Genomic DNA, 22165 nt, shown 5'->3' on the forward strand with positions numbered 1-22165 from the left:
CCCGATTCGACTCCAAAGACAGTTGGTCCAAACCTGACCCAAGTATAATTCGGTCCGAACGACCAGCACCTCCAGAAATGACGCGTGACGAATTCGACATTGTATTTGGGCCTTGGTCTGATTGGTTACGCGATGCCGCCGAGGTCAAGGGCGCGCCAGTAGATTTCGTGGCATTGAATCTGCTGTCTTCCGCCAGCGCTATTGTCGGCAATGCACGCTGGGCCGTGCCTTGGGAGGGTTGGAAGGAGCCGCCTATCATTTGGGGCATGCTTATTGGCGATCCCAGCTCCGGGAAAAGCCCCGCTCTTGATGCCATTCTGGACCCTATCAAGGCCATCGATAACGAGCTTAGTGCTGAATACAAAACCGCGCGCAAGGTTTGGAATGAAAAGGATGAGCTCGCGAAACTGGTGCTTGCCCAGTGGAAGATAGATGCCAAAGCTGCGATCAAGGAGGGAAATGAGCAACCCGCGAAACCATCTGGTGCTGATGCAGGCGCGCCGCCAATCCGTGGCCGCATCCGCATCACCGATACCACGACGGAGAAGGCAGCAGACCTGATTCGCGATAGTTGGCGCGGGCTGCTATTGTCACGGGATGAACTATCTGGGTGGCTGGGGAGCATGGACCGTTACTCCGGTGGTGGTGATCGACCGTTTTGGCTGGAGGCGTATGGCGGTCGCAGTTTCACGGTGGATCGCAAAAACTCGCCGGAGCCAATCATCGTTGATCATCTGTCCATCGCAATTCTTGGGGGAACCCAGCCTGATAAGTTAGATAGCCTGTTGTTGCACAGTGATGATGACGGCCTATTGGCTCGTTTCTTGACCGTGTTTCCGGCACCAATGCCGCTCAAACGTCCGACTGTTACCCTGGGCACGGAAAAGGCTCAGCAGGCCTTAGAGAGGCTACGCAAGCTTGAGCCAATAACTGATGACAAAGGCGAACGTAGACCATACTTCCTGCATTTTCAGGAACCGGCGCAGCAGGCTCTTCAGGAATTCCGGCAGCAATGTCGTGATTGGGAGGGCGAGGTGTCAGGCCTCATGAAAAGCCACATAGGCAAGTTGCCGGGTTTGGCTGTGCGGGTCGCAACGGTGCTCGCTTTGCTGGATTGCGCAATCATGAACGGCGAACCCGTCAACAGCATTAGCGCCGCACACCTAGGACGCGCCTGCCATTATGTCGGAGAACATATGCGTAGGCATGCTCACCGAGCCTATGGTGCGGCATCGATGCCCGCCGAGGTAAAGGCCGCCAGTCGTATCGCCGAGATCATCCAGTCTGAGGGTTTGAGGCAAATCAGCACGCGAGAAATACAACGTCGTGGCTTGGTTGGCTTGCAGTCAGCGAAGGAAATCGCACCTGCCTTTGCCGTCCTGCAAGGCGCTTCTTGGATTGATACGATTGCACAGTCGGGACCCGGGCGACCTGCAAAGATTTTTGCTGTCAATCCACACCTGGAGAACATGAGATGAGCCGTTGGTTAGCCCTAGCCGATCACCTGGAAAAGGGTATTCAATCCTCACTCGACAATATGACAAAACCAGACAAAATCCCTTCGGTCCAACTCCAAGGTGTGTTTTGTCAGGTATTGTCCAATTGTCAGACGGGTATCGAAGAGAAAAGTCGGACCCAACCGCCAGTGCTCCCAAGGTGGTCAGTCGGTGGTCGTCCGATGACGCAGACTGGCCGCATTGTCTCAATTCAAGAATGGCGGCGAATGTCGCGGGGTGAAAGTCCGCAATGACGGGTCGCATCACAGCATCCGAGATGGTTGCTGGACGGCGGCTTGGTCCGGTCGCCGATTGTGAAGGTGTTTAGGAACGAAAATTCGTCTATTTCCAAATGTCGTGATCTTTCCAGTTTTCCGGGAATCCCGCTGAAGAAAGCGAGTATCTCGGAGAGCTTGGAAATGTATCAATGTGAGTGACAAAGCGCTCCTTCCAGGAGGTCCTAGGATTGGCAAATCCGCCGCCATTGCCTACACCTTGATCGAAACGGCCAAGCTCAACAACGTTGATCCGCAGGCCTAACAAACATGGGTGCTGGAACGCATCGCTGATCACAAGATCACACGCCTCCATGAGTTGATGCCTTGGCGCTACGCGGCTTTGGCAGTGTAACCGGTCACATTCTGCGGGTGCGAACACAGACCGGCGCGTTCACCGAACCAGCCGTTCAAAGAAGAATCGCGATCACGGGCAGCTCAATGGCTCAGTTGCGGGACAAAACCGACCTTCGGTTATTGAACTTCGCTCACGCAGCATTTACTCGCACGCGCAGCGCAGAAATCTTGGCGGCACAGCAGCTTTCACCAAACCTGCCATTCGAACGGGTAAAAACAGGTGGAAATCAACTTTGCCTTTCGCCGCGACCTGCCGGAACAGGAAGTGAGCAGATGAATTTACCTTATGCACTAAAAGCTATTGCTCACCAAGATTACCAAACATCTGGGGCATGCCAGTCGCAGCGTTGCAGCTCATGTCGACGAGGCGGTTGTGAACCTCGTTACAGGACAAGGAACCCATGTCGAATGCCGCAAAGTTGTGACAGGACCAGAAAAGAACATGCGGTAGGCGTCCTCGCACCAACTAGTTTTGTTTCAAATAGTCTTTCGGACGTGGCGCAAGGATATCTGCGTGGGAGTATTTTCTTGGGTCAGCACCTGAACAGACGAAACTAAGGCACTTACTGGTCCGGTTGAGAGCTGATGATATGCAAGAAAGGCGTCAAATACGTTTCTCACATCTGACCGCAAATCGTGGTGCAGAATGAAGTCCAGCCTCTGATCAAAAAGCAAATTATGATTTTCTTGATTGAGATCATGAGCCATAAATAACCCTGGCCTAAGCCGGTTGTGTTCTAGTATGTCGAGGATCGATCGATTGCCAACACCTAACGAATACAGGGCGCACAGATTGGGGACTGTTGCCAGAACATTCGATAGGGTTTTGGATGTTTCAGAGCTCGATCCGCAAATGTTGGGAACTTGGAGTATTCGAAGTTGGGGGCATCGATCTGCCAATGCCTCAACAAATGCCGTCTCGCGTTCCTCTTCACCCAGAACCCGCTCAAGATTCCGGATAACCAACACAGTCCCTGAATCGTCCCCAACGAACTTGGAGACTAGGTAAGCGGCAGTACGACCCGCGCCGATGTTGTCTAGACCCACGTAGGAAATCCGATCACTGCCAGAAATATCCGTCAAAAGTGTCACCACGGGAATTTTGGCGGCAGAAAGCGTGTTCACAGTTTTTCTGATCTTCGGAGTGTCCCTTGCAGTTAGGCACACACCATTGCTGCCCCGCTTCAATATGCGCATCAGGGCGTGGACAATTCCCTCCTCGTCCAAAATGTCATGTTGTAAAAAGCGGGGCCGACACACTGCCGCGTCGATTTGGTGTTGGACTGATTCTGCTGCTGTCTTGATCTCGTGGTTGAAGTAATCCGGTCCCATCACGATGAAATCAAAGAACAGGCGTCTGCCACGAGCGGTGGTTTTTGCTTCTCGTGCAGCAAGCTCATCAATCGCTGCCCTCACTCGTAATTTTGTCTGAGGGCTCACATGATTACGATTGTTTAGGACCCGATCGACCGTGGCCAATCCTAACCCAGCTTGAAGGGCAATCTCTCTAATTGGGAAACGGTGCGTCAATTGATTGGCTGGCTAGGAACGACTGGGTTCGTGATGGAGTGTCTCACTGTCTTGGACTCGTTACTGAAGGAATCTCGGGGACGTTTGGGTTGTTCTGGATACGGGACGCAACAGCCAGAGCGATGGTCTGCGCCAGGCAAATTGGTGCGGTCACGGACCGTGACAAAGGCCCGGCATGCTCGTGCGCTGCGAAAAGGACTTGCGCGGATTTGGCCAATGGGGACAGTGAGCTATCCGTTAACGCGATGATTGTCCGCCCCTGCGCTGCGACCTCTTCGACAATCGAAACAACTTCGTTTGCATAGAACCGAAACGAGACCGCCAGCAGCACATCTTTGGTGCCCATCGTACGCGACACATGGGTGGCAAGTCCGCCGCTAGGATCAAGCATTATACATTTTTTCCCTACCATCGTAAGGAGATAGCGGATCAATTCGACCACTGGCGCAGATCGCAATTGACCGAGAAGAAACACCGTTTCTGCTTCGCTCAAAATCTCGGCGGCTTCGGCCAGATCGTTGGAGTCGATCTCATCAAGCAGGCTTTGCACAGAGGCGGCATCGCTGATGACCATATCCCGCAACAGTTCCGCCTCTGACAGATCAGCACGTGACTTCAGTTCTTGCTTAAGCGAATGGACCCGTGCCTCAAACCCTGGGGCCGCTGTCGCGAGCCGTTGTTGAAACATTGCTTGCAGACTTTTGAAGCCATCGTACCCAAGAGACTGCGCGAACCTGACAAAGCTGGACGCATGGATGTCACAACTTTGGGCGATTGCATTGACCGAACGGACCGCCACGTCATTGGGGTTTTGCGTGAGATATACCGCAATCTGCTGATATGTCTTGCTCATGCTGTCATGACGATCATGGATCAGACGGATCAGGCTTTCGTAATCCTCAGGTGGCGACGCTTGGTTCATTTTGGATAGTCCCGGTTGTCATGTTTCGGCGATTAAACGTCGATCCAGCTTGAAGAGACCGAAGACCTTTGAATGCTCTCAACAAGGTGTTGAATCCGCAGCCCCTTTCGGAATGAGAACGGCTCTGGCCCTTGTCCGGCAATCGCGCGGACATATCCAGCGACTTCGATGGCTTTCAGATCGTTAAATCCGATCTGGTGGCCCGGAGCCACACAGAAATTGCCATATGGTGCGTGGTCTGGCGCGGCTTCGATCCGGCGGAACCCTCTGCGGCCGGGCGCATCGTCGGTCGCATAAAAGTGCAGTTCGTTGAACCGTTCCTGACTGAAGCACAGCGCGCCTTTTGATCCATAGACCTCAAAATCGTGCTGCATCTTGCGCCCTGTGGCGATCCAGTTGCCTTCGATTGATCCACTGGCGCCGTTTTGAAAACGCAAGAATGCGCGTCCGATGTCGTCGGCCTCAATGGCGCGACGACCGCCCTTGCCATCAGGGCGTTCGGCAATTGCTGTGACGCAATCGCCCATGACGCGTGTTATCGGGCCCAACAGGAATTCAGCGGTCGCCAGCGCATGACTGCCCAGATCGGCCAGCGCGCCGCCGCCGGCCGGATCATGGCGGAAGGTGTATGGATCATCGGCATTTGCCATGTAATCTTCGGCATGTAACCCGCGATAGCCACGGATGTCGCCAAGCTCCCCGCCTGCAATCATCTCGCGCGCGAGGGTGAGCATCGGGTTGCAAATATAGTTAAATCCGACTTGCGTCTTGATCCCCGCGGCCTCAGCTGCGTCGGCCATCTCAGCGGCGTCATTAGCGAGCGGGGCCAATGGTTTTTCGCAATAGACATGTTTGCCTGCGGCAATCGCCTCAAGCGCCATTTCCTTGTGCAAGGCATTGGGCGCGGTGATGTCGATCACGTCGATTTCGGGGTTGGCGAGCATCGTGCGCCAGTCGGACGTCGCGTTGCGAAAGCCGAACTCATGGGCGGCGCGGGCAGCGGTTTCGTCATTGATATCGGCCACCGTGTGCATATCAATCTGCATCGGCAGGTCAAATACCTTTTGTGCCGTGGCAAAGCCAAAGACATGGGCCTTGCCCATAAAGCCCGAGCCGATCAGCCCAATGGAGAGTTTTGGTTTTTCAGTCATTTCAATGCATCTTTGTTAACGATCAGGGCGGGATCAAGGGTGCCGTTTAGGGCGTCCATTGCGTTATCGACACAGGAGAGGGCCATGCGCTCGCTGGCTTCTTTCGTCAGGCCTGCGATATGCGGTGACAGGATCGCGTTGTCGTGGTTGGCCAGCGCCATGTCATCTGTAGGCGGTTCAATATCGAACACGTCCAGCCCGGCGGCGTGGACACGGCCATCGGACAGTGCCGCCGCAAGCGCGGTTTCACACAGCACCCCGCCACGCGCGGTATTGGCGATGACCATGCCGGGCTTCATCTGGTCGAACTCGGTCGCACCAAGAACCGGTTTTTCCCCCCGTGGCACATGCAGCGACAGGCAATCCGCCCAAGCCAGCCCCTCTGACAGCGTTTCAACCGGGTCTACGGGGCCGTCAGGCCAACCCTGTGATTGCAGATAAGGGTCGTAGGCACGAACCGTCATGTCAAAGCCTGCGGCCATCCGCGCCAGTTTTTGCCCCGCACGGCCATAGCCGATGATCAACAGGTTCCGGCCGGAAATTTCGCGCTGTTCCAATTGGTTGCGCCATCCCCATTTCGATGGATCGCGCACGGCGCGGTCGGCGCGGATCGCCTGTTTCGCACCCGCCAACAGTTGCATCATCGCCTGTTCCGCGACCGAGACCGAGTTCACATCGCTGACAATCGCCAGCGGTATGCCACGCGCGTTCAATGCCGCCACATCAACTGCATCATAGCCGACCCCATGACGCGACACGACTTTCAGGCGCTCGGCAAGGGCGATCGTGGCCGCAGACAGCGGTTGGGTTCGGATCACCAGCGCATCCGCCGTGGCGATGTGTTTGGCAACGCTCGGCTCATTAATTTCTTCGAGATAGGTGATTTTGATACCGTCGGATTTCAGCGCATCCAGCCGTGCAACGCCCGTGGGGTGCAGTTTCCCCGCGACAAGAAGATGCGTCATCAATACATCCCCCCATCGTCGCCTGCATCACCGTCGCGTCCGTTCAATTTGCGCCATGCCGCGACAGAGGCACCTGCGGCCCCCGCGAGCAGGCGGGAATCGCCGCCGACTGTGGTCAGGTCATAGCCCCAGCCAATGGCCTGCGCCGCGTATTCGGGTGTGCCGCAATGCAGGCATGCCTTGATGCCATTGGCCTTGCAGACATCCGCGATGCGTTTGATCAGCGCGATCATCTCGGGTTCCTGCCGATCAAAGCCGGGGGGAAGCCGCCCTTCCTGCGTCCCCAACGTCAGGTCGGCGGGTCCGACATAAATGCCATCGAGCCCTGGCGTCGCGGCGATCTCTTCCAGATTGGCCACACCGTCGGCGGTTTCGATCATCGCGAGCGCCAGCACCTCGTCATTCGCTGCCACGCCGTAGCCGGGCATCGCAACAGCGGCGCGTGTCGGGCCAAAGCTGCGTTGCCCATGGGGTGGATAGCGCATGTAGGACACGAATTCTTCGGCCTCGGCGCGGGTGTTGACCATCGGGCAGATGATTCCCATCGCCCCCGCATCCAGCGCCTTCATGATATAGCCCGGATCGCGCCACGGCACCCGCGCCATCAGCGTCGCACCCGACGCCTTCATCGCCTGTAACATCGGCAGGACGTCGCCGTAATCAAGCGCGCCATGCTGAATGTCGATTGTCACGCTGTCATAGCCCTGTGCGGCCATGATCTCGGCGGTGAAGGGATTGCCGATGGAACACCAGCCATTCAATGCGGGTTTTCCTGTGGCCCACAGCTGTTTAAGCTTATTCTTTTGCATCATATGCCCCTCAAAAGACGATCTGGGACAGCTTGGTGTCGAGATAATCCTCGATCCCCTCGGTGCCGCCTTCGCGGCCAAGGCCGGAATAGTTGGTGCCGCCAAAAGGGGCTTCGGACGCGGCCAACGCAAAGGAGTTGATCCCGACCATACCTGATTTCAACGTGGCCACAGCCCGACGTGCCCGCTCGGGGCTTTGGGTGAATGCATACGCCGACAGGCCCATGGTGGAGGCATTCGCACGTGTCAGCGCCTCATCGTCGTCCGAGAATCGGCTGATCGCGGCAATAGGACCGAAATTTTCTTCAGCAAAGGCGCGCATGTCGTCGGTGACATTGCTCAGCACCGTCGGCTCATAGAAATGGCCCGCATTGAAACCCGAAGCGCGCTTGCCACCCGTTTCCAGTTTGGCACCTGCCGCAATGGCATCTTGCACGATTGCATCGACCTCGGTCATCCGGCCTGCGTTGATCAAAGGTCCCATTTCGGTCGCGTCGTCCAGCCCGTCGCCCAAGGTCAGGGCAGCAGCACGTTTGGCAAATTCAGCGACAAATTCATCATGCATGCTGTCATGCACAAAAAAGCGGTCAGGGGTTACGCAGACCTGGCCCGCGTTGCCGAACTTCGACGGGACACAGACATCTAGTGCAGCCCCCAGATCGGCGTCGTCAAATATGATGCAGGGCGCGTTGCCGCCCAGTTCCATCGACACTTTCTTCACGGTATCAGATGCATCACGGATCATCTGCTGGCCAACACGGGTGGAACCAGTCAGCGACACTTTGCGCACGCGTGGATCGGCCATAATCGGGCCATAGGTGTCGGCTGTCGACCCAACCACAAGGTTTACCGCACCGTCAGGCAGGCCACCCGCGCGGATGCAATCGACCATCACCATGGCAACGCCCGGTGTCTGCGAGGAAGGGCGCAGAACAACCGGGCAGCCCGCCGCAAGAGCGGGAGCAATCTTGCGTGCAGGAAGGGACGCCGGAAAGTTCCACGCGGTAAATGCGCCAACAATCCCAACAGCTTCTTTCGTGATTTCAAAGCGGCCACCGGGCACGCGGCTTTCGACCACGCGACCGTAGATCCGGCGTGCTTCCTCAGCGTACCAACGGAACTGATCAACCGAGAGCACCCATTCGCGACCTGACTGCGCCAGCGGTTTGCCGGTCTCGGTTGAGATCATGCGCGCCGCTTCATCCGCGCGCGCGGTCATTTCATCTGCGATCCGGTGCAATGCGTCAGCACGGGCAAAGCCACCCATGTCACGCAGGGGCGGCAACGCGCTGTCTGCAGCGTCAATTGCGCGCTGGGTATCAGCGGCAGTGGCGGATGTGACATCACCAAGTGATTTTTCTGTTACAGGGCTGATTACGGTCGCAGTTGCTGCGCCGGATTCCCATTGCCCCGCGATGAAAAGGCCGAATTTCTGATACATTTTTGCTACCTCGTTGATGTTGATGAAGGGCCTGACACAGCCAAAATGATGGCGTCCATTGGGCCTGAAACGGCAGACCTTCCCGTGCCGATGTGGCCAGGGACGAGTCTAGAAATGCCAGGCATAACCCCTCCCAAAAAAGCTCTTGCAATATTTGTTGCGAAAAATATCATTAGTCAATAGTTATTGCACAACACTGTGAGAATCTCGGAGGGGAAACGGCATGGCCGGAGATACGATCAAGTTGACAGTAGGACAGGCGCTGGTGCGTTACCTGATCAACCAGCACACTGAAATCGACGGACATCGCGTACCGCTTTTTGCCGGTGTTTATGGCATTTTCGGCCATGGAAACGTGACTTGCCTCTCTGAGGCGCTGGAACAGGTTCAGGACGTTCTTCCAACGTGGCGCGGCCAGAACGAACAATCCATGGCGCTTGCCGCGATCGGCTATGCCAAGGCAAAGCTGCGGCGGCAAATCATGGTCGCCACCACCTCTGTCGGACCGGGCGCTACCAATATGGTGACTGCTGCGGGTGTCGCGCATGCCAATCGTTTGCCAGTGCTGCTCTTGTCGGGGGATACTTATATCAACCGTCTACCAGACCCGGTTTTACAGCAAGTTGAACACTACGGCGAACCGTCAACAACTGTGAATGACAGCTTCCGCGCTGTGTCGCGGTTCTGGGATCGGGTCACCCATCCTGCACAAATTATTTCGTCCTTGCCGCAGGCAATTGCGACGATGCTCGACCCTGCTGATTGCGGTCCGGCGTTCATTGGCTTGCCGCAGGATGTTCAGGAAATCGCCTATGATTACCCAGTAGAGTTTTTCGAGGAAACGCTCTGGGCCATTCCGCGCTCCCGCCCTGATCGTGATCAGGTTGCAGCAGCAGCCGCGCTTCTGAAAACCGCAACCAAGCCGCTGATCATCTCTGGCGGTGGTGTGCGCTATTCCGGCGCTGCGGAGGCGTTGGCCGATTTCGCTAGGGCGCGAGGCATCCCCATGGCTGAGACCATCGCAGGAAAAGGCGCGGTGATGCCCGATCACCCCGCCTATGTTGGACCACTTGGCATCGAAGGCACGGATGCGGCCAAAGAACTGGCCGAAGGTGCTGATGTCGTAATTGCAGTTGGCACGCGGCTACAGGATTTCACCACTGGATCGTGGACGACATTCAATCGCGACACGCAGTTCATCAACATCAACGCCGCACGTTTCGACGCGCGCAAACATCGATCCCTGCCAGTGGTTGGAGACGCATTGGAGTGCCTGTCAGATTTTGATGCTGCTATGGGTGATTGGGTCTGTGATCCCGCGCGCATGACACAGGCGCAGGCGCTTTATGCGGATTGGAATATCATGCTGGATGCAGGCCAAGCGCCCACAGATGCGCCTCTTCCGAGCTATGCACAGGTCATTGCTGTGGTGAACAGGGTCGCGACGGAAAAGGACACGATGGTCACCGCTGCTGGCGGCCTACCGGGCGAAACGGTCAAGAATTGGCGCGTGAAAGCGGCCAATACTTTTGACTGCGAGTTCGGGTTTTCCTGCATGGGGTATGAAATTGCCGGAGCTTGGGGCCACGCGATGGCCAAGGATGGCGATGGCGTGCCGATCGTCATGGTCGGTGACGGTTCCTACATGCTCATGAATTCAGACATTTATTCTTCGGTCCTATCGGGGCACAAGATGATCGTTGTTGTCTGCGACAACGGTGGCTTTGGTGTCATCAACCGTTTGCAAACGGGTATGGGCGTGCCGGGTTTCAATAACTTGCTCAAAGACTCGCGGGTTCTGAACAAAAACAACCCGCTGCACGTAGATTTTGCCAAACATGCGGAATCTATGGGTGCCCTTTCGCGGCACTGCGACAGCCTCGCCGATCTTGAAGCGGCGATGGAGTGGGCCCAGACCACGGATCGCACAACTGTCATCAGCATCAATTCCGATGCCTACACTTGGACTCCCGGTGGGGCCGACTGGTACGTGGGCGTCCCTGAAATCAACGAACGTGAAAGCATCCGTGAAGCCCGAAAAGGGCAGGAAGCCTTCCGCGCCAAACAACGTCGTGGGGTCTGATCGATGCTGAAAGCACAACTGGGGATCGCACCAATTGCATGGTGGAATGACGATCTGGCCGAACTTTCCGACGACGTCAGCCTTGATGAATGTTTGCGGCAAGCGGCAGAGGCTGGACTGACTGGTATGGAAACGGGCCGCCGCTTTCCGATGAATATGCATGAACTTGGGCCGATCCTTGACCGCCACGGCATCTCCGTCTGTGGTGGCTGGTTTTCGGGTCTGCTGCTTGACGGCGATATCGAGGTCGAGAAAGATCGAATTGCCGAGCAGCACGCGTTCTTTGTGGCCGCCGATGCGCCTTGCATCGTTTATGGCGAAACTGCGCGTTCAGTTCAAGGCGAGCGCAACACCCCTTTGGCGCAGAAGCCGATGCTGACCGAGGCCGAGATGGCAGAATATGGGCGCAAGGTGTCGGATTTTGCCGATTGGTGCGCGGCAGAAGGCATGCCGATCAGCTATCACCACCATATGGCGGCCGCGGTAGAAACCGAGGCCGAGCTTGATCTTTTCATGAAACATTCCTCTGTGCCGCTGTTGTTTGATGCCGGTCACATGGCTTTTGCCGGTGGCGACAATCAGCGTGTTATCGAAAACCACCACGCGCGGATCAGCCATGTTCACACCAAGGACGTGCGATTGCCCGTCATGGAAGCGTTGGATCGCAAAGTGGAGAGTTTCCTTGATGCGGTGATCAAAGGGGCCTTCACCGTGCCCGGCGATGGATCGCTGGATTTCGAAGAGATCGTGAAAGCACTGGCCGCCCAAGGGTATGAGGGTTGGTTTGTCATCGAGGCGGAGCAAGATCCCATCGCAAATCCACCACTGGACATGGCGATCAAGGGACGTGCCGAGCTGAAGCGCGTGATGGATGCCGCGGGCTATGAGGTGGCCGGATGAACCGTATTGACGGCAAAATCGCTGTGGTCACAGGCGGTACCCAAGGGCTGGGGGCCGCTGTGGCAAGGCTTTTTGCCGAGGCCGGTGCCGCTGGCATCGTGATCGTCGGTCGCGGTGCAGAAAAAGGGCGGGCCAAGGCGGAAGAGATCACAAACGTCACAGGTGTTCCCGTGCACATGGTCGCTGCCAATCTGGCGGACATGGATGATGTTCGCAACATCATGGCGCAAAACGACAAATTGTTTGGGCGCGTTGATATTCTGGTCAACGCCGCTGGCTTTACAGATCGGGGCAACCTTCTGAACACAACGCCGGACCTGTTCGATGAGATGATCGCCGTCAACACGCGCGCGCCGTTCTTTCTGATCCAGGATGCGGTGAAGATCATGGAGCGTGAGGAGATCGAAGGCCGGATCGTAAATATAGGTTCAGTCTCTGGTCAGGTAGGGCAGCCGTTTCTGGCACCCTACGCCACCTCCAAGGGCGCGCTTTCGACGCTAACGCGTCATGCGGGCTTTGCGCTGATGCGCAATCGCATCCACGTCAATCAACTCGATATTGGTTGGATGAATTCCGATCACGAACGCAAGATTCAAGAGGCCGAATCCGGCGATCCCGACTTTATCGACAAACAGGCGGCCTTGTTGCCGTTTGGCCGATTGTTGGACCCCAAAGAAGTCGCCAAGGCCGTGTTGTGGATGGCGTCCGATGACAGCGGGATGTTGACCGGATCGGTTATACATTTTGATCAATCCGTTTGGGGCGGCTGCGACGCGCAGGCCCCTGCGCCGGCAGAGAAGTTGGTGCCGTGATCGCGAAAGACCAGGGCAACAGGCTTGGCCTGTTGTTCACCGAATTCCTCAATGAAGAGGAAATGAGCCTATCAAATGGCTTCCGGATTTCAAAGGTGCGCCGGACACCATCCTATGGGAGGAAACCATGAAGAAAGTACTTATGGCGGCCATGACTGCCTCTATCGTAGCGGGTGCGGCATTTGCCGAAGAGCGCTATGTCATGATCACACACACGCAAGGCACAGATCCGTTCTGGCCTGTCGTTGAAAAAGGTGGCCGTGACGCCGCTGAAGACGTGGGGGCAACGCTTGAGTATAACTTTGACGTGTCCGGCGACATGGCTGCAATTGCAAAGCTGATAGAAGCAGCTGCCGCTACACAGCCTGATGGCATTATCGTTTCGTTGCCTGACGCTGATGCACTTGGGCCTGCGATCCAGGCTGCGGTTGCTGATGGCATTCCAGTTGTGACCATCAACTCTGGCCTCGAACATTCTGCTCGTCTGGGTGCATTGATGCACGTTGGTCAACCCGAGAGCCTTGCTGGCAAGAGCGCCGGAGAGCGCGCTGCTGCCGAAGGTGTGACCAACGGTCTTTGCTTGAACCAGGAGGCATTCAACACGGCACTTGTTGATCGTTGTTCTGGCTATTTCGAAGGCCTCGGCGGCGAACTGAACATGATCGACGTGTCGAATGACCCGGCCCAAATCGAAACCCGTACTGCTGCTGCACTGCAGGCTGACGAGACGATCGACGGCATTCTGGCTGTTGGACCGCATGTTTGCGAAGCAGCAACCAACGCTATCGAATCAGTTGGTGCAGATGTTCATCTTGCGTGTTTTGACCTTAGCCCAGGTGTGATGAATATGATTCAGGACGGACGTGCTGCCTTTACCATCGACCAACAGCAGCGTCTGCAGGGCTACATGCCCGTGATCGTTCTGCATCTCTACAACAACCACGCCGGTCTGTTGCCCGGTGCAAATATCCCATCCGGCCCAGGCTTTGTGGATGCTTCTAACGCAGCTGGCGTCGCTGCGCTGGCTGGTATTGACCGCTGACATCGGACGAAACGATATCAGAACAGGCGGGATGCTCCCGCCTGTTCTTTTCGTTTTTCGCAAAGGCATATTGAAGAGGACACAAAATGGCCAATACGAATGAAGCCGGAAGGCTAAAGCAAGAAACTGCAATTGAAAAAATAATTCGGCGCCCCGAGATCGGGTCCTTTGTTGTGATGCTGGTGATCATCGTTGCACTTGCAATCGCATCTGAAGGCAAGTCCTTCAATGCTCTGGGCTTGAAGAACAATGTCGCGATCATTGCGCAGTATGGTATCATCGCAACCGGTGCGGCCGTGCTGATGATCGCAGGTGAATTTGACCTCTCGATTGGATCCATGATCGGCTTTGCAGGCATGGCGATGTCGATGATGCTTAAATGGGGTCTCCCGTTTGGCATGGGCGAGGCGACACCTGTTACCGCTTTTGCAGTCACACTGGCGATGACACTGGCACTAGGCTGGCTGATCGGCACGGTCGTTGTGCGCTCTGGCCTTTCCAGCTTCATCGTGACTCTCGCATTTCTGTTCTTGCTGCGCGGCGTGACCGAGGTGAGCTTTCGCCTGATCAACAAGTCCACTCAGATCTCGGGCTTGCCCGACTACAAAGAAGAAAGCTGGTTCGCCAACCTTCTGGGCGGTGACGTCTTTGGTTGGTTCTATGATCTGTGGTTCATGCTTGGTGGCAATCTCAATCGCCGTGGCGAACAATGGGTCGAAGGCTTTGACGCACGCTTCCTTTGGTGGCTTGTCATCGCTGGCATCGCGTATTTTGTCTTGAGTCGCACACAGATCGGCAACTGGATTTACGCCACCGGCGACAACAAAGAAGCCGCCCGCGCAAACGGTGTTCCCGTCAATCGCGTTAAGATTGGCCTTTTCATGTTTACAGCTTTCTGCGCGACCATGTTTGCAGCCTGCCAGGTGTTTGACACCAACACATCGGACGCCGCAAAAGGCAATCTGATGGAGCTTTTCGCGATTGCCATTGCGGTTGTCGGCGGGACGTTAATGACCGGCGGTTTTGGGTCGGTAATCGGCGTTGTCTTTGGCGCGATCACAGTTGGCCTCGTGGCAAACGCGGTGTTCTTTATCCCGGCAATCGATGGCGCATGGTTCCGTGTCTTCCTTGGCGGAATTCTTTTGGCGGCTGTGTTTGCGAACGAACGTATCCGGAAACGTATTACAGGAGGTATCTGATATGGCTGATCCGTATCTGCGCGTCGAAGGACTGGTCAAACGGTTCGGTCCGTTCACTGCACTTGGTGGGGTAGATCTCGAGGTTTTCCCTGGCGAAGTCCACTGCCTGCTTGGCGATAACGGCGCTGGCAAATCCACCCTGATCAAAACCCTGGCCGGCGTTCATGAACCGACCGATGGCAAGATCTACATCGAAGGTAAACCGGTCGAGTTCCGTTCGCCACGTGATGCCTCTGATGCCGGGATTGGCACAGTGTATCAGGATTTGGCCATCAACCAGCTCCTCAGCGTGACCCGCAACTTCTTTATGGGGCGCGAGCTTAAGGGCCCACTGGGGACTCTGCGCATGGACGAAATGAACATGATCGCCCATGACGAAATGCTCAAGATCGGAATCGATTTCTCGGATCCGACACAGGCCGTAGGAACGATGTCTGGTGGTCAACGCCAAACCCTGGCGATCGCACGTGCCATCTACTTTGGGGCTAAGGTTCTGATCCTTGATGAGCCGACTTCAGCCTTGGGTCAAAAGCAGCAAATGGGTGTCTTAAAGACAATCAAGAAGGTCCGCGCACGCGGTGACATCGCGATCATCTTTATCACCCACAACGAAATCCACTCTCGGCTTGTGGGGGATCGCTTTACGTTCCTAGCGCTTGGCCAAACGATTGGTGCAGGCACAAATGCCGAAATCGGGGACGAAGAGATGCGCCGCCTAATGTCCGGTGGCGCTGAAATGGGCGATCTGGAGCAGGAGTTGGCTGCGATCTAATCCTCCCGGATCGTAGCTTACCAGACGCGGCTCAACGGAACCGCACAACACTCGCTTTCCGGTTCGTCCAACACCGGTCGACCCAAAAACGATGAACCAGAAAGCGAGTAATAATTGTGCCCATGCTTTGATTGAAGGCAAGATTCTTTCTACTAAAATACTCACCTTCACGGGCCGGCTGAACTGGTCCAAAACCTGCTGAATCCAAACAGTCCGCGCAACTGTGAAACACGACCGCATAAACTCCAAATTACAGCCTACGAAACATGCTACCTCTTGTGTGAAGGACTGGTTTTCTCGCTGCTCGGCAAGACCAAAGCTCTCGCTTTTGCAGCATTCTTCGTGCTGCGTGCGCTCGCAGCACGAAGATCAAATTCACAGTTTGGGCTCTCAGCGGACCTTGATGCCGCTTGGGCGAGCTCAATGGTGCCCGATGGCGGGTCAGAGCCCAGAGAAACCGATGCTGCGCGATGCACGAATGGCAGCTTGGGGTCTTTTCCGCAGATTGCAATCAAACTAGCCATAATGTCTCCACAAATACATTGATAATGAAATTTCATTATTATATAAAGCGCTGACAGAGAGCGAGAATCACCATGCCCAGAAGCACCAAAGAGCAAACCGGAAAGAAACTGCGCGATGCGGTCGTCGCAGAAGCGGTTGAGAACGGGATTGGTACGGTGGGCGTGTCTGCTGTTGTGGCCCGCGCCAAAGTGTCTGCCGGGACGGTCTATGTTCACTACCAAAACAAAGATGACATGCTCGCCCGTGTTTACATGGACCTCAAAGCTGAGCTGCACGCTCGTATTACGGATGGACTGGAAACCACAAACACGACCGAGTTGATCCGCGAGATGTGGTTCAATATGTTCGCTTTTGTCAGCGAGAGACCTCGAGACTTTCTCTTCCTTGAATACTGCAGCACTGCGAAGCTTTTGAATCCAGATCAACAGCGTGTCGTCGACGGCTACACCGAAGACATCGGAGATGTGCTGCAGCGTGGCATCGACGATGGCACATTAGCCCCGCTGGATCGCCGCCTTTTAACGCTCATGCTGATCGCTCCGGCCGAGAGGTTGGCGCGCCGCGCGGTCTTGTCTGGCGAGAATATCCCGACCGAGACCATCGAGCAGATCTTTGACAGGGTCTGGCTCTCAATTTCCAACTCTGCATAAGAAAGGGCACACATGCCTAAGGTCATTCTCATCACGGGGACCTCGACAGGTCTCGGCATTTCCATCGCTGTTCAGGCGGCCCAGGCAGGGCATGTTGTCTATGCGACAATGCGCAATCTGGAAAAGCGGGCGACGCTTGACGAGGCCGCAAAGGCCGCTGATGTATCCCTGAATGTCTTGCAACTGGACGTTCAGGACGCGGCTTCTGTCTCCTCGGCGGTTGCGCAAATCCTCGCAGAACAGGGGCGCATCGATGCATTGATCAACAACGCGGGCCTTGGGTTCGCGCGCAATATCGAACAGACGAATGAGGCAGACATTCTGCGTATCATGGACATCAACTTCATGGGGGTGATGCGCACCACGAAAGCGGTTCTGCCAGCGATGCGAGCGGCAAAATCCGGGCATGTGGTGAACATCTCGTCCGTGGGCGGACTTGTCGGGCAACCTTTCAATGAAATCTACTGCGGCGCCAAGTTTGCTGTCGAAGGATTTACTGAGGCGCTGGCCAGCTATGTTACACTCGGCTTCGGCGTGAACTTCTCGCTCATCGAGCCCGGCGGCATTGCGACAGAATTTGCCAACACCGTCTTGAGAGAAATCGCCGAGACAGGCGGCATGTTGGAAGACGACTACCTCCCATTGCTGCAGAAATATGTGGGTGGCTCTCAGAGCAGACAGGGCGACACCTACCAAACACCAGACACCGTGGCGCAGGTTGTCATGCAGGTTGTTGAAGCAAACTCGCCGCCCCTGCGCGTGCGAACATCAGAGTGGTCCGAAAACATCACCCGTTTCAAAACCGGCCTTGACCCCGACGGCCTGAAACAGCGCGATCTTATCGTCGAACGCTTCCTCAGCTGATACGGATACCAATTCGAAGGTCTATCATCATGAAAATCTTTGCGCTTGTTGTGTTTTCCCTCCATGCTCTTGCCGAGCTCACTTTCGGCGCGAATGCGTTTCTTTCTGGCGGCTTTTCGTCACAATCCGTTGAGGCGCTCGAGAACCAACCCGCAAACATCGCCGGTGCGGCGCGGTTTTTGGGCACGGCATTGATGTCGCTTGGGCTGTTGGGCGCGATTGTTTTGTTCGGGCCGGGTGTCGGCTCATCAATGGGCCGCTCTGTTGCTGTTTTGCTGGCGCTTTTCCACGGGATCGGAGTGGTTGGAGTCCTACTGACCGCGCAGCAGAATACCGGGTACATGACGCAAGGTGCAGCGCCGCTCATTGTACATCTCGTGCTTGCCCTTGGTTTTTTGATTGTGCTTGCGCGACACCGATTGATCAGGATCGATTGATACGGGCATCTCTTTAAGCCTGTCTCCTGCGAGATTTCAGGATTGGTGGAATTTAACAACCTAAATCACGTTTTTTTCAAACTGTTTTTTGCCCAAACCCGTTACGAGCGATGGCAACCGAGTGACATTTTGACAACCTGAAGCTTCCTAAAGCTGCCATTGGCGCAGCCGCAGCGAAAGCTAACAATGTCCCGCAACCCAGTCATCTGGTTCTCGATTTCGCTGCATCGGGCCCGAAGGTCCGCTTTGCCCGCCGCGCCGCAGCAGATTTCAGTGGGGTTCACCGGACGCATACACTCCAAAGTGAATCACCGAAGATCATCCAAACTAAAACGAGAATGGTGCCCTTGTCCCCCATATGTCCCCCACGACGGGCAAAGCTTGTTACCGAAAGCAGCAATCCACACAAGACATTGATTTATAAGGAAAAATGGTGAGCCGTGATGGGTTCGAACCATCGACCTACTGATTAAAAGTCAGTTGCTCTACCAACTGAGCTAACGGCCCACTAGAGGCGCTACTTAGAAAGGCCCGCGCGTGCGGTCAACCCCCAAATGCTTCGCACCGCTGGATAAGTGCCTGCGCTTTGATTATATCGCCGCCATGACCGCAAACGACTCAGCATATTTGCCCTTTATGAAGATGCACGGGCTTGGAAACGACTTTGTTGTCGTGGACGAACGGGGAATCACGCCGCGCGTGGATGCTGCTGTTGCCGTGGCCATTGCCGATCGCAATCGAGGTGTTGGGTTTGATCAATTGGCGGTGCTGTCAGAGACACCTGATGCCGACGTCCACCTGACCTTCTGGAACAGCGATGGGTCGCAATCCGCGGCCTGTGGCAATGCCACCCGATGCATTGCCCGCCACCTGATGGAAGAGACAGGCAAGACTGCACTGACCATCACCACGGATCGCGGCGCTTTGCAGGCGCGGGATGCCGGCGATGGGCGGACCTCGGTCAATATGGGGCAGCCGCAGCTGGCTTGGGATGAAATCCCGCTGGCCCACGAAATGAATACGTTGGAGTTGCCAATCGAAGGTGCACCGACAGCCACCGGCATGGGTAATCCGCATTGCACCTTCTTTGTTGATGACGCCGAGGCGGTTGATCTGGCCGCAATGGGCGCGGCCCTAGAACATCACCCGCTTTACCCGCAGCGCACAAATGTGCAGTTTGCCAGCCTCATCGGTCCTGACCACATGCGCATGCGCGTGTGGGAGCGCGGCGTGGGGATCACCCTTGCCTCTGGCTCTTCCTCTTGTGCGACGGCTGTTGCCGCCGCCCGGCGCGGCCTAACCGGGCGCGATGTGACGATTGATCTGGATGGCGGTCGCCTGCAGATTAGCTGGCGTGATGATGGGGTCTGGATGACCGGCCCGACCGCCCATGTCTTTGATGGTGTCTGGCGTCTGTAATGTCTGACCAAGCGCCCATCTTTTCCAACCACGGTTGCAGGCTAAACGCCTATGAGACTGAAGCGATGAAGGACCTCGCTCAGGCTGCAGGCGTGGGCAACGCCATTGTGGTGAACACCTGTGCTGTCACGTCAGAGGCAGTGCGCAAGGCCCGGCAAGACATCCGCAAGCTGCGCCGTGATCACCCGGATGCCAAATTGATTGTGACAGGCTGTGCCGCGCAGACGGAACCGGACACATTTGCGGGGATGGATGAGGTTGATGTTGTCCTCGGCAATACCGAAAAGATGAACCCCACAACGTGGGCCGGCCTTGCCCCTGATCTGATCGGGCGGACAGAGCCGGTGCAGGTTGATGACATCATGTCAGTTACCGAAACCGCCGGGCATTTGATCGACGGGTTCGGCACCCGCAGCCGCGCCTATGTGCAGGTTCAGAACGGCTGCGATCATCGATGCACTTTCTGCATTATCCCTTATGGGCGCGGCAACTCTCGCTCGGTTCCAGCTGGGGTTGTCGTTGATCAGATCAAGCGGCTGGTCGACAAGGGCTATAACGAAGTTGTCCTGACAGGCGTGGACCTGACCAGTTGGGGTGCCGATCTGCCCGGTGCGCCAAAACTGGGTGATCTGGTCATGCGCATCCTGAAACTGGTGCCTGATCTGCCGCGCCTGCGCATCAGTTCGATTGACAGCATCGAGGTGGATGAAAACCTTATGCAAGCCATCGCGACTGAGCCTCGACTGATGCCGCATTTGCACCTGTCATTGCAGCATGGCGACAATATGATCCTAAAACGGATGAAGCGCCGCCATTTACGCGACGATGCCATCGCCTTTTGCCAAGAGGCGCGCAAGCTGCGCCCGGATATGACCTATGGCGCGGATATCATCGCCGGTTTCCCTACGGAAACGGAAGACATGTTCGCCAACTCCCTCGCGCTGGTGGACGAATGTGACCTGACTTGGCTGCATGTCTTTCCATATTCACCCCGCCCCGGCACACCTGCGGCCAAGATGCCTGCCGTGAATGGCACGCAGATCAAGGAACGTGCGGCACGGTTGCGCGCTGCCGGGTCCGCGCAGGTGAACCGCCATCTCACCGCGCAACCGGGCAAGACCCATAGCATCTTGATGGAAAACGCGCGCATGGGCAGGACAGAGCAATTTGCCGAGGTGCTGTTTGAAACCGACCAACCCGAAAGTCAGATCGTGCAGGCACAGATCACCGGGGTTGCGGGCCAGCAATTGACAGCATGACAACACATCCGGTTCTCTGGAGCTTCCGTCGCTGCCCCTATGCGATGCGCGCCCGTCTGGCGATCCAATCCAGCGGACGGCAGGTGGCTTTGCAGGAAATCCTGCTCAGGGACAAACCGGCACCGTTTCTTGCCGCCTCACCCAAAGGCACTGTGCCTGTTGTGCAGGACGGCGACGCGGTGATCGAGGAAAGTCGCGATGTGATGTTATGGGCCTTGGGTCGGAACGACCCCGAAGGCTGGCTGGATATGCCGCAAGAAGGGTTTGCCCTGATCGATACCTGTGATGGCCCGTTCAAGCAGGCGTTGGATCACACGAAATATGCAGTACGCTTTCCTGACCGGGATGAGGCCTGCGAGCGGGCGAAGGCGATGGTCTTTCTCAAAACGCTTAATGACCGTTTGCGCGACACCCCTTATTTGATGGGATCAAGGCGCACACTTGCGGATATGGCGATCCTGCCGTTTGTCCGCCAGTTCGCAAATACGGACCGGGTCTGGTTTGATGCGCAGGGGCTTGCACCTCTGACACAATGGCTGGATAATTTTCTGGCCTCGGATCGGTTTCGCGCGATTATGGTGAAGTATCCACCTTGGCAAGCAGGTCAGGATCAGGTCTTGTTTCCCTGATCCCAGGAAAAGGACACGTCCGCATGCAACTTTTGATTTCTCCGGCCTCTCCTTTCGTGCGCAAGGTGCGCGTCCTTTTGCGCGAGACGAACCTGATGGACGCCGTCGAAGAGGTGAATGTCACGACAACACCCTTGAACTCTGCTTCAGAGGTTTTGGCGGCAAATCCTATGGGCAAAATCCCTGCGCTGATCCGCTCAGACGGCCCCGGCATCTATGACAGCCGGGTCATCACACGCTTTCTGGATGACCATGCGGGCAGCAACCTTTATCCGCAAAGCCGCATCTGGGAAATTCTGACACTCGAAGCGACAGCTGACGCTATTATGGATGCAACCGTCGCGATGTCCTATGAGGCACGGTTGCGCCCAGCAGATCAGCAATCACCCGACTGGATCGAAGCGCAATGGGCCAAGGCCGCACGCGGTATTGCTGCCGTGAACAGCCGCTGGATAAGCCATCTGTCGGGGCCGTTGAACATTGGTCAGATTGGGGTAGCCTGCGCACTGTCCTACATTGATCTGCGGCATAGCGAACGTGGCTGGCGGAACGGGAATGAGGCATTAGCCGCATGGCACGCAGAATTTTCTGCGCGCGACAGCATGGTCACGACAAGACCTGAATAACC

Annotated in this window: 20 protein-coding genes, 1 tRNA gene and 1 pseudogene; 15 read left to right on the forward strand and 7 right to left on the reverse strand. The window is 56.2% G+C overall.

Annotated features, from left to right (window positions below):
* The first annotated feature begins 77 nt into the window (after positions 1-77).
* The gene (locus DHN10_RS00210; RefSeq protein WP_108813255.1) at positions 78-1478 is read left to right on the forward strand and encodes a YfjI family protein; all 1401 of its coding nucleotides are present in this window, start codon (positions 78-80) and stop codon (positions 1476-1478) included.
* A 486-nt stretch (positions 1479-1964) separates the two neighbouring features.
* Positions 1965-2126 (forward strand): annotated as a pseudogene (locus DHN10_RS19945) (transposase domain-containing protein); the annotation flags it as partial.
* A 479-nt stretch (positions 2127-2605) separates the two neighbouring features.
* Here DHN10_RS19945 and DHN10_RS00220 read toward each other — a convergent pair.
* Genes DHN10_RS00220 through DHN10_RS00245 form a run of 6 tightly spaced genes read right to left on the reverse strand, consistent with a single transcriptional unit; the run spans position 2606 to position 8946 of the window.
* Positions 2606-3658: a LacI family DNA-binding transcriptional regulator gene (locus tag DHN10_RS00220; RefSeq protein WP_108813256.1), complete on the reverse strand. Its 1053-nt coding sequence runs from the start codon at positions 3656-3658 to the stop codon at positions 2606-2608.
* Between the two features lie 43 nt (positions 3659-3701).
* The gene (locus DHN10_RS00225; RefSeq protein ID WP_108813257.1) at positions 3702-4580 is read right to left on the reverse strand and encodes a MurR/RpiR family transcriptional regulator; all 879 of its coding nucleotides are present in this window, start codon (positions 4578-4580) and stop codon (positions 3702-3704) included.
* A 32-nt stretch (positions 4581-4612) separates the two neighbouring features.
* On the reverse strand, positions 4613-5731 hold the full coding sequence (locus DHN10_RS00230) for a Gfo/Idh/MocA family protein (RefSeq protein ID WP_108813258.1): 1119 nt from the start codon (positions 5729-5731) through the stop codon (positions 4613-4615).
* Positions 5728-6696 carry a hydroxyacid dehydrogenase gene (locus DHN10_RS00235; RefSeq protein WP_108813259.1) on the reverse strand — a complete coding sequence of 323 codons (969 nt, stop codon included), beginning with the start codon at positions 6694-6696 and terminating at the stop codon, positions 5728-5730. Before DHN10_RS00235 ends, DHN10_RS00230 begins: the two co-directional genes overlap by 4 nt.
* A complete protein-coding gene (locus DHN10_RS00240; RefSeq protein WP_108813863.1) occupies positions 6696-7505 on the reverse strand; it encodes an HpcH/HpaI aldolase family protein in 810 nt (269 codons plus the stop codon). The genes DHN10_RS00235 and DHN10_RS00240 overlap by 1 nt, the downstream gene beginning before the upstream one ends.
* A gap of 10 nt (positions 7506-7515) precedes the next feature.
* On the reverse strand, positions 7516-8946 hold the full coding sequence (locus tag DHN10_RS00245) for an NAD-dependent succinate-semialdehyde dehydrogenase (protein ID WP_108813260.1): 1431 nt from the start codon (positions 8944-8946) through the stop codon (positions 7516-7518).
* 223 nt (positions 8947-9169) lie between these two features.
* On the opposite strand from DHN10_RS00245, the gene iolD reads away from it, so the two are divergent.
* The 9 genes from iolD (at position 9170) to DHN10_RS00290 (ending at position 18230) form a co-directional block, all read left to right on the forward strand.
* Entirely contained in the window at positions 9170-11029 is a 1860-nt protein-coding gene (gene iolD / locus DHN10_RS00250; RefSeq protein WP_108813261.1) for a 3D-(3,5/4)-trihydroxycyclohexane-1,2-dione acylhydrolase (decyclizing), read from the forward strand.
* A 3-nt stretch (positions 11030-11032) separates the two neighbouring features.
* Complete coding sequence (gene iolE / locus DHN10_RS00255) at positions 11033-11929, forward strand: myo-inosose-2 dehydratase (protein WP_234416936.1); 897 nt, start codon at positions 11033-11035, stop codon at positions 11927-11929.
* Positions 11926-12741: an SDR family oxidoreductase gene (locus DHN10_RS00260; RefSeq protein WP_108813262.1), complete on the forward strand. Its 816-nt coding sequence runs from the start codon at positions 11926-11928 to the stop codon at positions 12739-12741. Before iolE ends, DHN10_RS00260 begins: the two co-directional genes overlap by 4 nt.
* Positions 12742-12868: 127 nt before the next feature.
* Positions 12869-13783: a sugar ABC transporter substrate-binding protein gene (locus tag DHN10_RS00265; RefSeq protein ID WP_108813263.1), complete on the forward strand. Its 915-nt coding sequence runs from the start codon at positions 12869-12871 to the stop codon at positions 13781-13783.
* A gap of 86 nt (positions 13784-13869) precedes the next feature.
* Positions 13870-14982 (forward strand): ABC transporter permease, encoded by a 1113-nt coding sequence (locus tag DHN10_RS00270; protein ID WP_108813264.1) that lies wholly within the window; start codon positions 13870-13872, stop codon positions 14980-14982.
* A 1-nt stretch (position 14983) separates the two neighbouring features.
* Positions 14984-15754: an ATP-binding cassette domain-containing protein gene (locus DHN10_RS00275; RefSeq protein WP_108813265.1), complete on the forward strand. Its 771-nt coding sequence runs from the start codon at positions 14984-14986 to the stop codon at positions 15752-15754.
* A 596-nt stretch (positions 15755-16350) separates the two neighbouring features.
* The gene (locus DHN10_RS00280; RefSeq protein ID WP_108813266.1) at positions 16351-16929 is read left to right on the forward strand and encodes a TetR/AcrR family transcriptional regulator; all 579 of its coding nucleotides are present in this window, start codon (positions 16351-16353) and stop codon (positions 16927-16929) included.
* A gap of 12 nt (positions 16930-16941) precedes the next feature.
* Complete coding sequence (locus tag DHN10_RS00285) at positions 16942-17793, forward strand: SDR family oxidoreductase (RefSeq protein ID WP_108813267.1); 852 nt, start codon at positions 16942-16944, stop codon at positions 17791-17793.
* Positions 17794-17822: 29 nt separating this feature from the next.
* Entirely contained in the window at positions 17823-18230 is a 408-nt protein-coding gene (locus tag DHN10_RS00290) for a hypothetical protein (RefSeq protein WP_108813268.1), read from the forward strand.
* A 431-nt stretch (positions 18231-18661) separates the two neighbouring features.
* Here the strand turns inward: DHN10_RS00290 and DHN10_RS00295 are convergent.
* Positions 18662-18737, reverse strand: a tRNA-Lys gene (locus DHN10_RS00295).
* A 96-nt stretch (positions 18738-18833) separates the two neighbouring features.
* Between DHN10_RS00295 and dapF the strand changes: the two genes are divergently transcribed.
* From dapF to DHN10_RS00315, 4 genes are read left to right on the forward strand one after another with little or no spacing between them, the layout of a single operon-like run.
* Positions 18834-19649: a diaminopimelate epimerase gene (gene dapF, locus DHN10_RS00300; protein WP_108813865.1), complete on the forward strand. Its 816-nt coding sequence runs from the start codon at positions 18834-18836 to the stop codon at positions 19647-19649.
* The gene (mtaB, locus tag DHN10_RS00305) at positions 19649-20908 is read left to right on the forward strand and encodes a tRNA (N(6)-L-threonylcarbamoyladenosine(37)-C(2))-methylthiotransferase MtaB (protein WP_108813269.1); all 1260 of its coding nucleotides are present in this window, start codon (positions 19649-19651) and stop codon (positions 20906-20908) included. The genes dapF and mtaB overlap by 1 nt, the downstream gene beginning before the upstream one ends.
* Positions 20905-21537: a glutathione S-transferase gene (locus tag DHN10_RS00310; RefSeq protein ID WP_108813270.1), complete on the forward strand. Its 633-nt coding sequence runs from the start codon at positions 20905-20907 to the stop codon at positions 21535-21537. The genes mtaB and DHN10_RS00310 overlap by 4 nt, the downstream gene beginning before the upstream one ends.
* Positions 21538-21560: 23 nt before the next feature.
* Entirely contained in the window at positions 21561-22163 is a 603-nt protein-coding gene (locus DHN10_RS00315; protein WP_108813271.1) for a glutathione S-transferase, read from the forward strand.
* Positions 22164-22165: the final 2 nt, after the last annotated feature.

Origin of the sequence: Loktanella sp. Alg231-35 (genome assembly GCF_900143545.1) — a bacterium.
Classification (GTDB): domain Bacteria; phylum Pseudomonadota; class Alphaproteobacteria; order Rhodobacterales; family Rhodobacteraceae; genus Yoonia.

Excerpts from the sequence above, each read along its gene's own strand:
- DHN10_RS00210 (WP_108813255.1), top strand. The coding sequence starts at position 78 with ATGACGCGTGACGAATTCGACATTGTATTTGGGCCTTGGTCTGATTGG.
- DHN10_RS00225 (WP_108813257.1), bottom strand. The coding sequence starts at position 4,580 with ATGAACCAAGCGTCGCCACCTGAGGATTACGAAAGCCTGATCCGTCTG.
- DHN10_RS00230 (WP_108813258.1), bottom strand. The coding sequence starts at position 5,731 with ATGACTGAAAAACCAAAACTCTCCATTGGGCTGATCGGCTCGGGCTTT.
- DHN10_RS00235 (WP_108813259.1), bottom strand. The coding sequence starts at position 6,696 with ATGACGCATCTTCTTGTCGCGGGGAAACTGCACCCCACGGGCGTTGCA.
- DHN10_RS00240 (WP_108813863.1), bottom strand. The coding sequence starts at position 7,505 with ATGCAAAAGAATAAGCTTAAACAGCTGTGGGCCACAGGAAAACCCGCA.
- DHN10_RS00245 (WP_108813260.1), bottom strand. The coding sequence starts at position 8,946 with ATGTATCAGAAATTCGGCCTTTTCATCGCGGGGCAATGGGAATCCGGC.
- iolD (WP_108813261.1), top strand. The coding sequence starts at position 9,170 with ATGGCCGGAGATACGATCAAGTTGACAGTAGGACAGGCGCTGGTGCGT.
- iolE (WP_234416936.1), top strand. The coding sequence starts at position 11,033 with ATGCTGAAAGCACAACTGGGGATCGCACCAATTGCATGGTGGAATGAC.
- DHN10_RS00260 (WP_108813262.1), top strand. The coding sequence starts at position 11,926 with ATGAACCGTATTGACGGCAAAATCGCTGTGGTCACAGGCGGTACCCAA.
- DHN10_RS00265 (WP_108813263.1), top strand. The coding sequence starts at position 12,869 with ATGAAGAAAGTACTTATGGCGGCCATGACTGCCTCTATCGTAGCGGGT.
- DHN10_RS00270 (WP_108813264.1), top strand. The coding sequence starts at position 13,870 with ATGGCCAATACGAATGAAGCCGGAAGGCTAAAGCAAGAAACTGCAATT.
- DHN10_RS00275 (WP_108813265.1), top strand. The coding sequence starts at position 14,984 with ATGGCTGATCCGTATCTGCGCGTCGAAGGACTGGTCAAACGGTTCGGT.
- DHN10_RS00280 (WP_108813266.1), top strand. The coding sequence starts at position 16,351 with ATGCCCAGAAGCACCAAAGAGCAAACCGGAAAGAAACTGCGCGATGCG.
- DHN10_RS00285 (WP_108813267.1), top strand. The coding sequence starts at position 16,942 with ATGCCTAAGGTCATTCTCATCACGGGGACCTCGACAGGTCTCGGCATT.
- DHN10_RS00290 (WP_108813268.1), top strand. The coding sequence starts at position 17,823 with ATGAAAATCTTTGCGCTTGTTGTGTTTTCCCTCCATGCTCTTGCCGAG.
- dapF (WP_108813865.1), top strand. The coding sequence starts at position 18,834 with ATGACCGCAAACGACTCAGCATATTTGCCCTTTATGAAGATGCACGGG.
- mtaB (WP_108813269.1), top strand. The coding sequence starts at position 19,649 with ATGTCTGACCAAGCGCCCATCTTTTCCAACCACGGTTGCAGGCTAAAC.
- DHN10_RS00310 (WP_108813270.1), top strand. The coding sequence starts at position 20,905 with ATGACAACACATCCGGTTCTCTGGAGCTTCCGTCGCTGCCCCTATGCG.
- DHN10_RS00315 (WP_108813271.1), top strand. The coding sequence starts at position 21,561 with ATGCAACTTTTGATTTCTCCGGCCTCTCCTTTCGTGCGCAAGGTGCGC.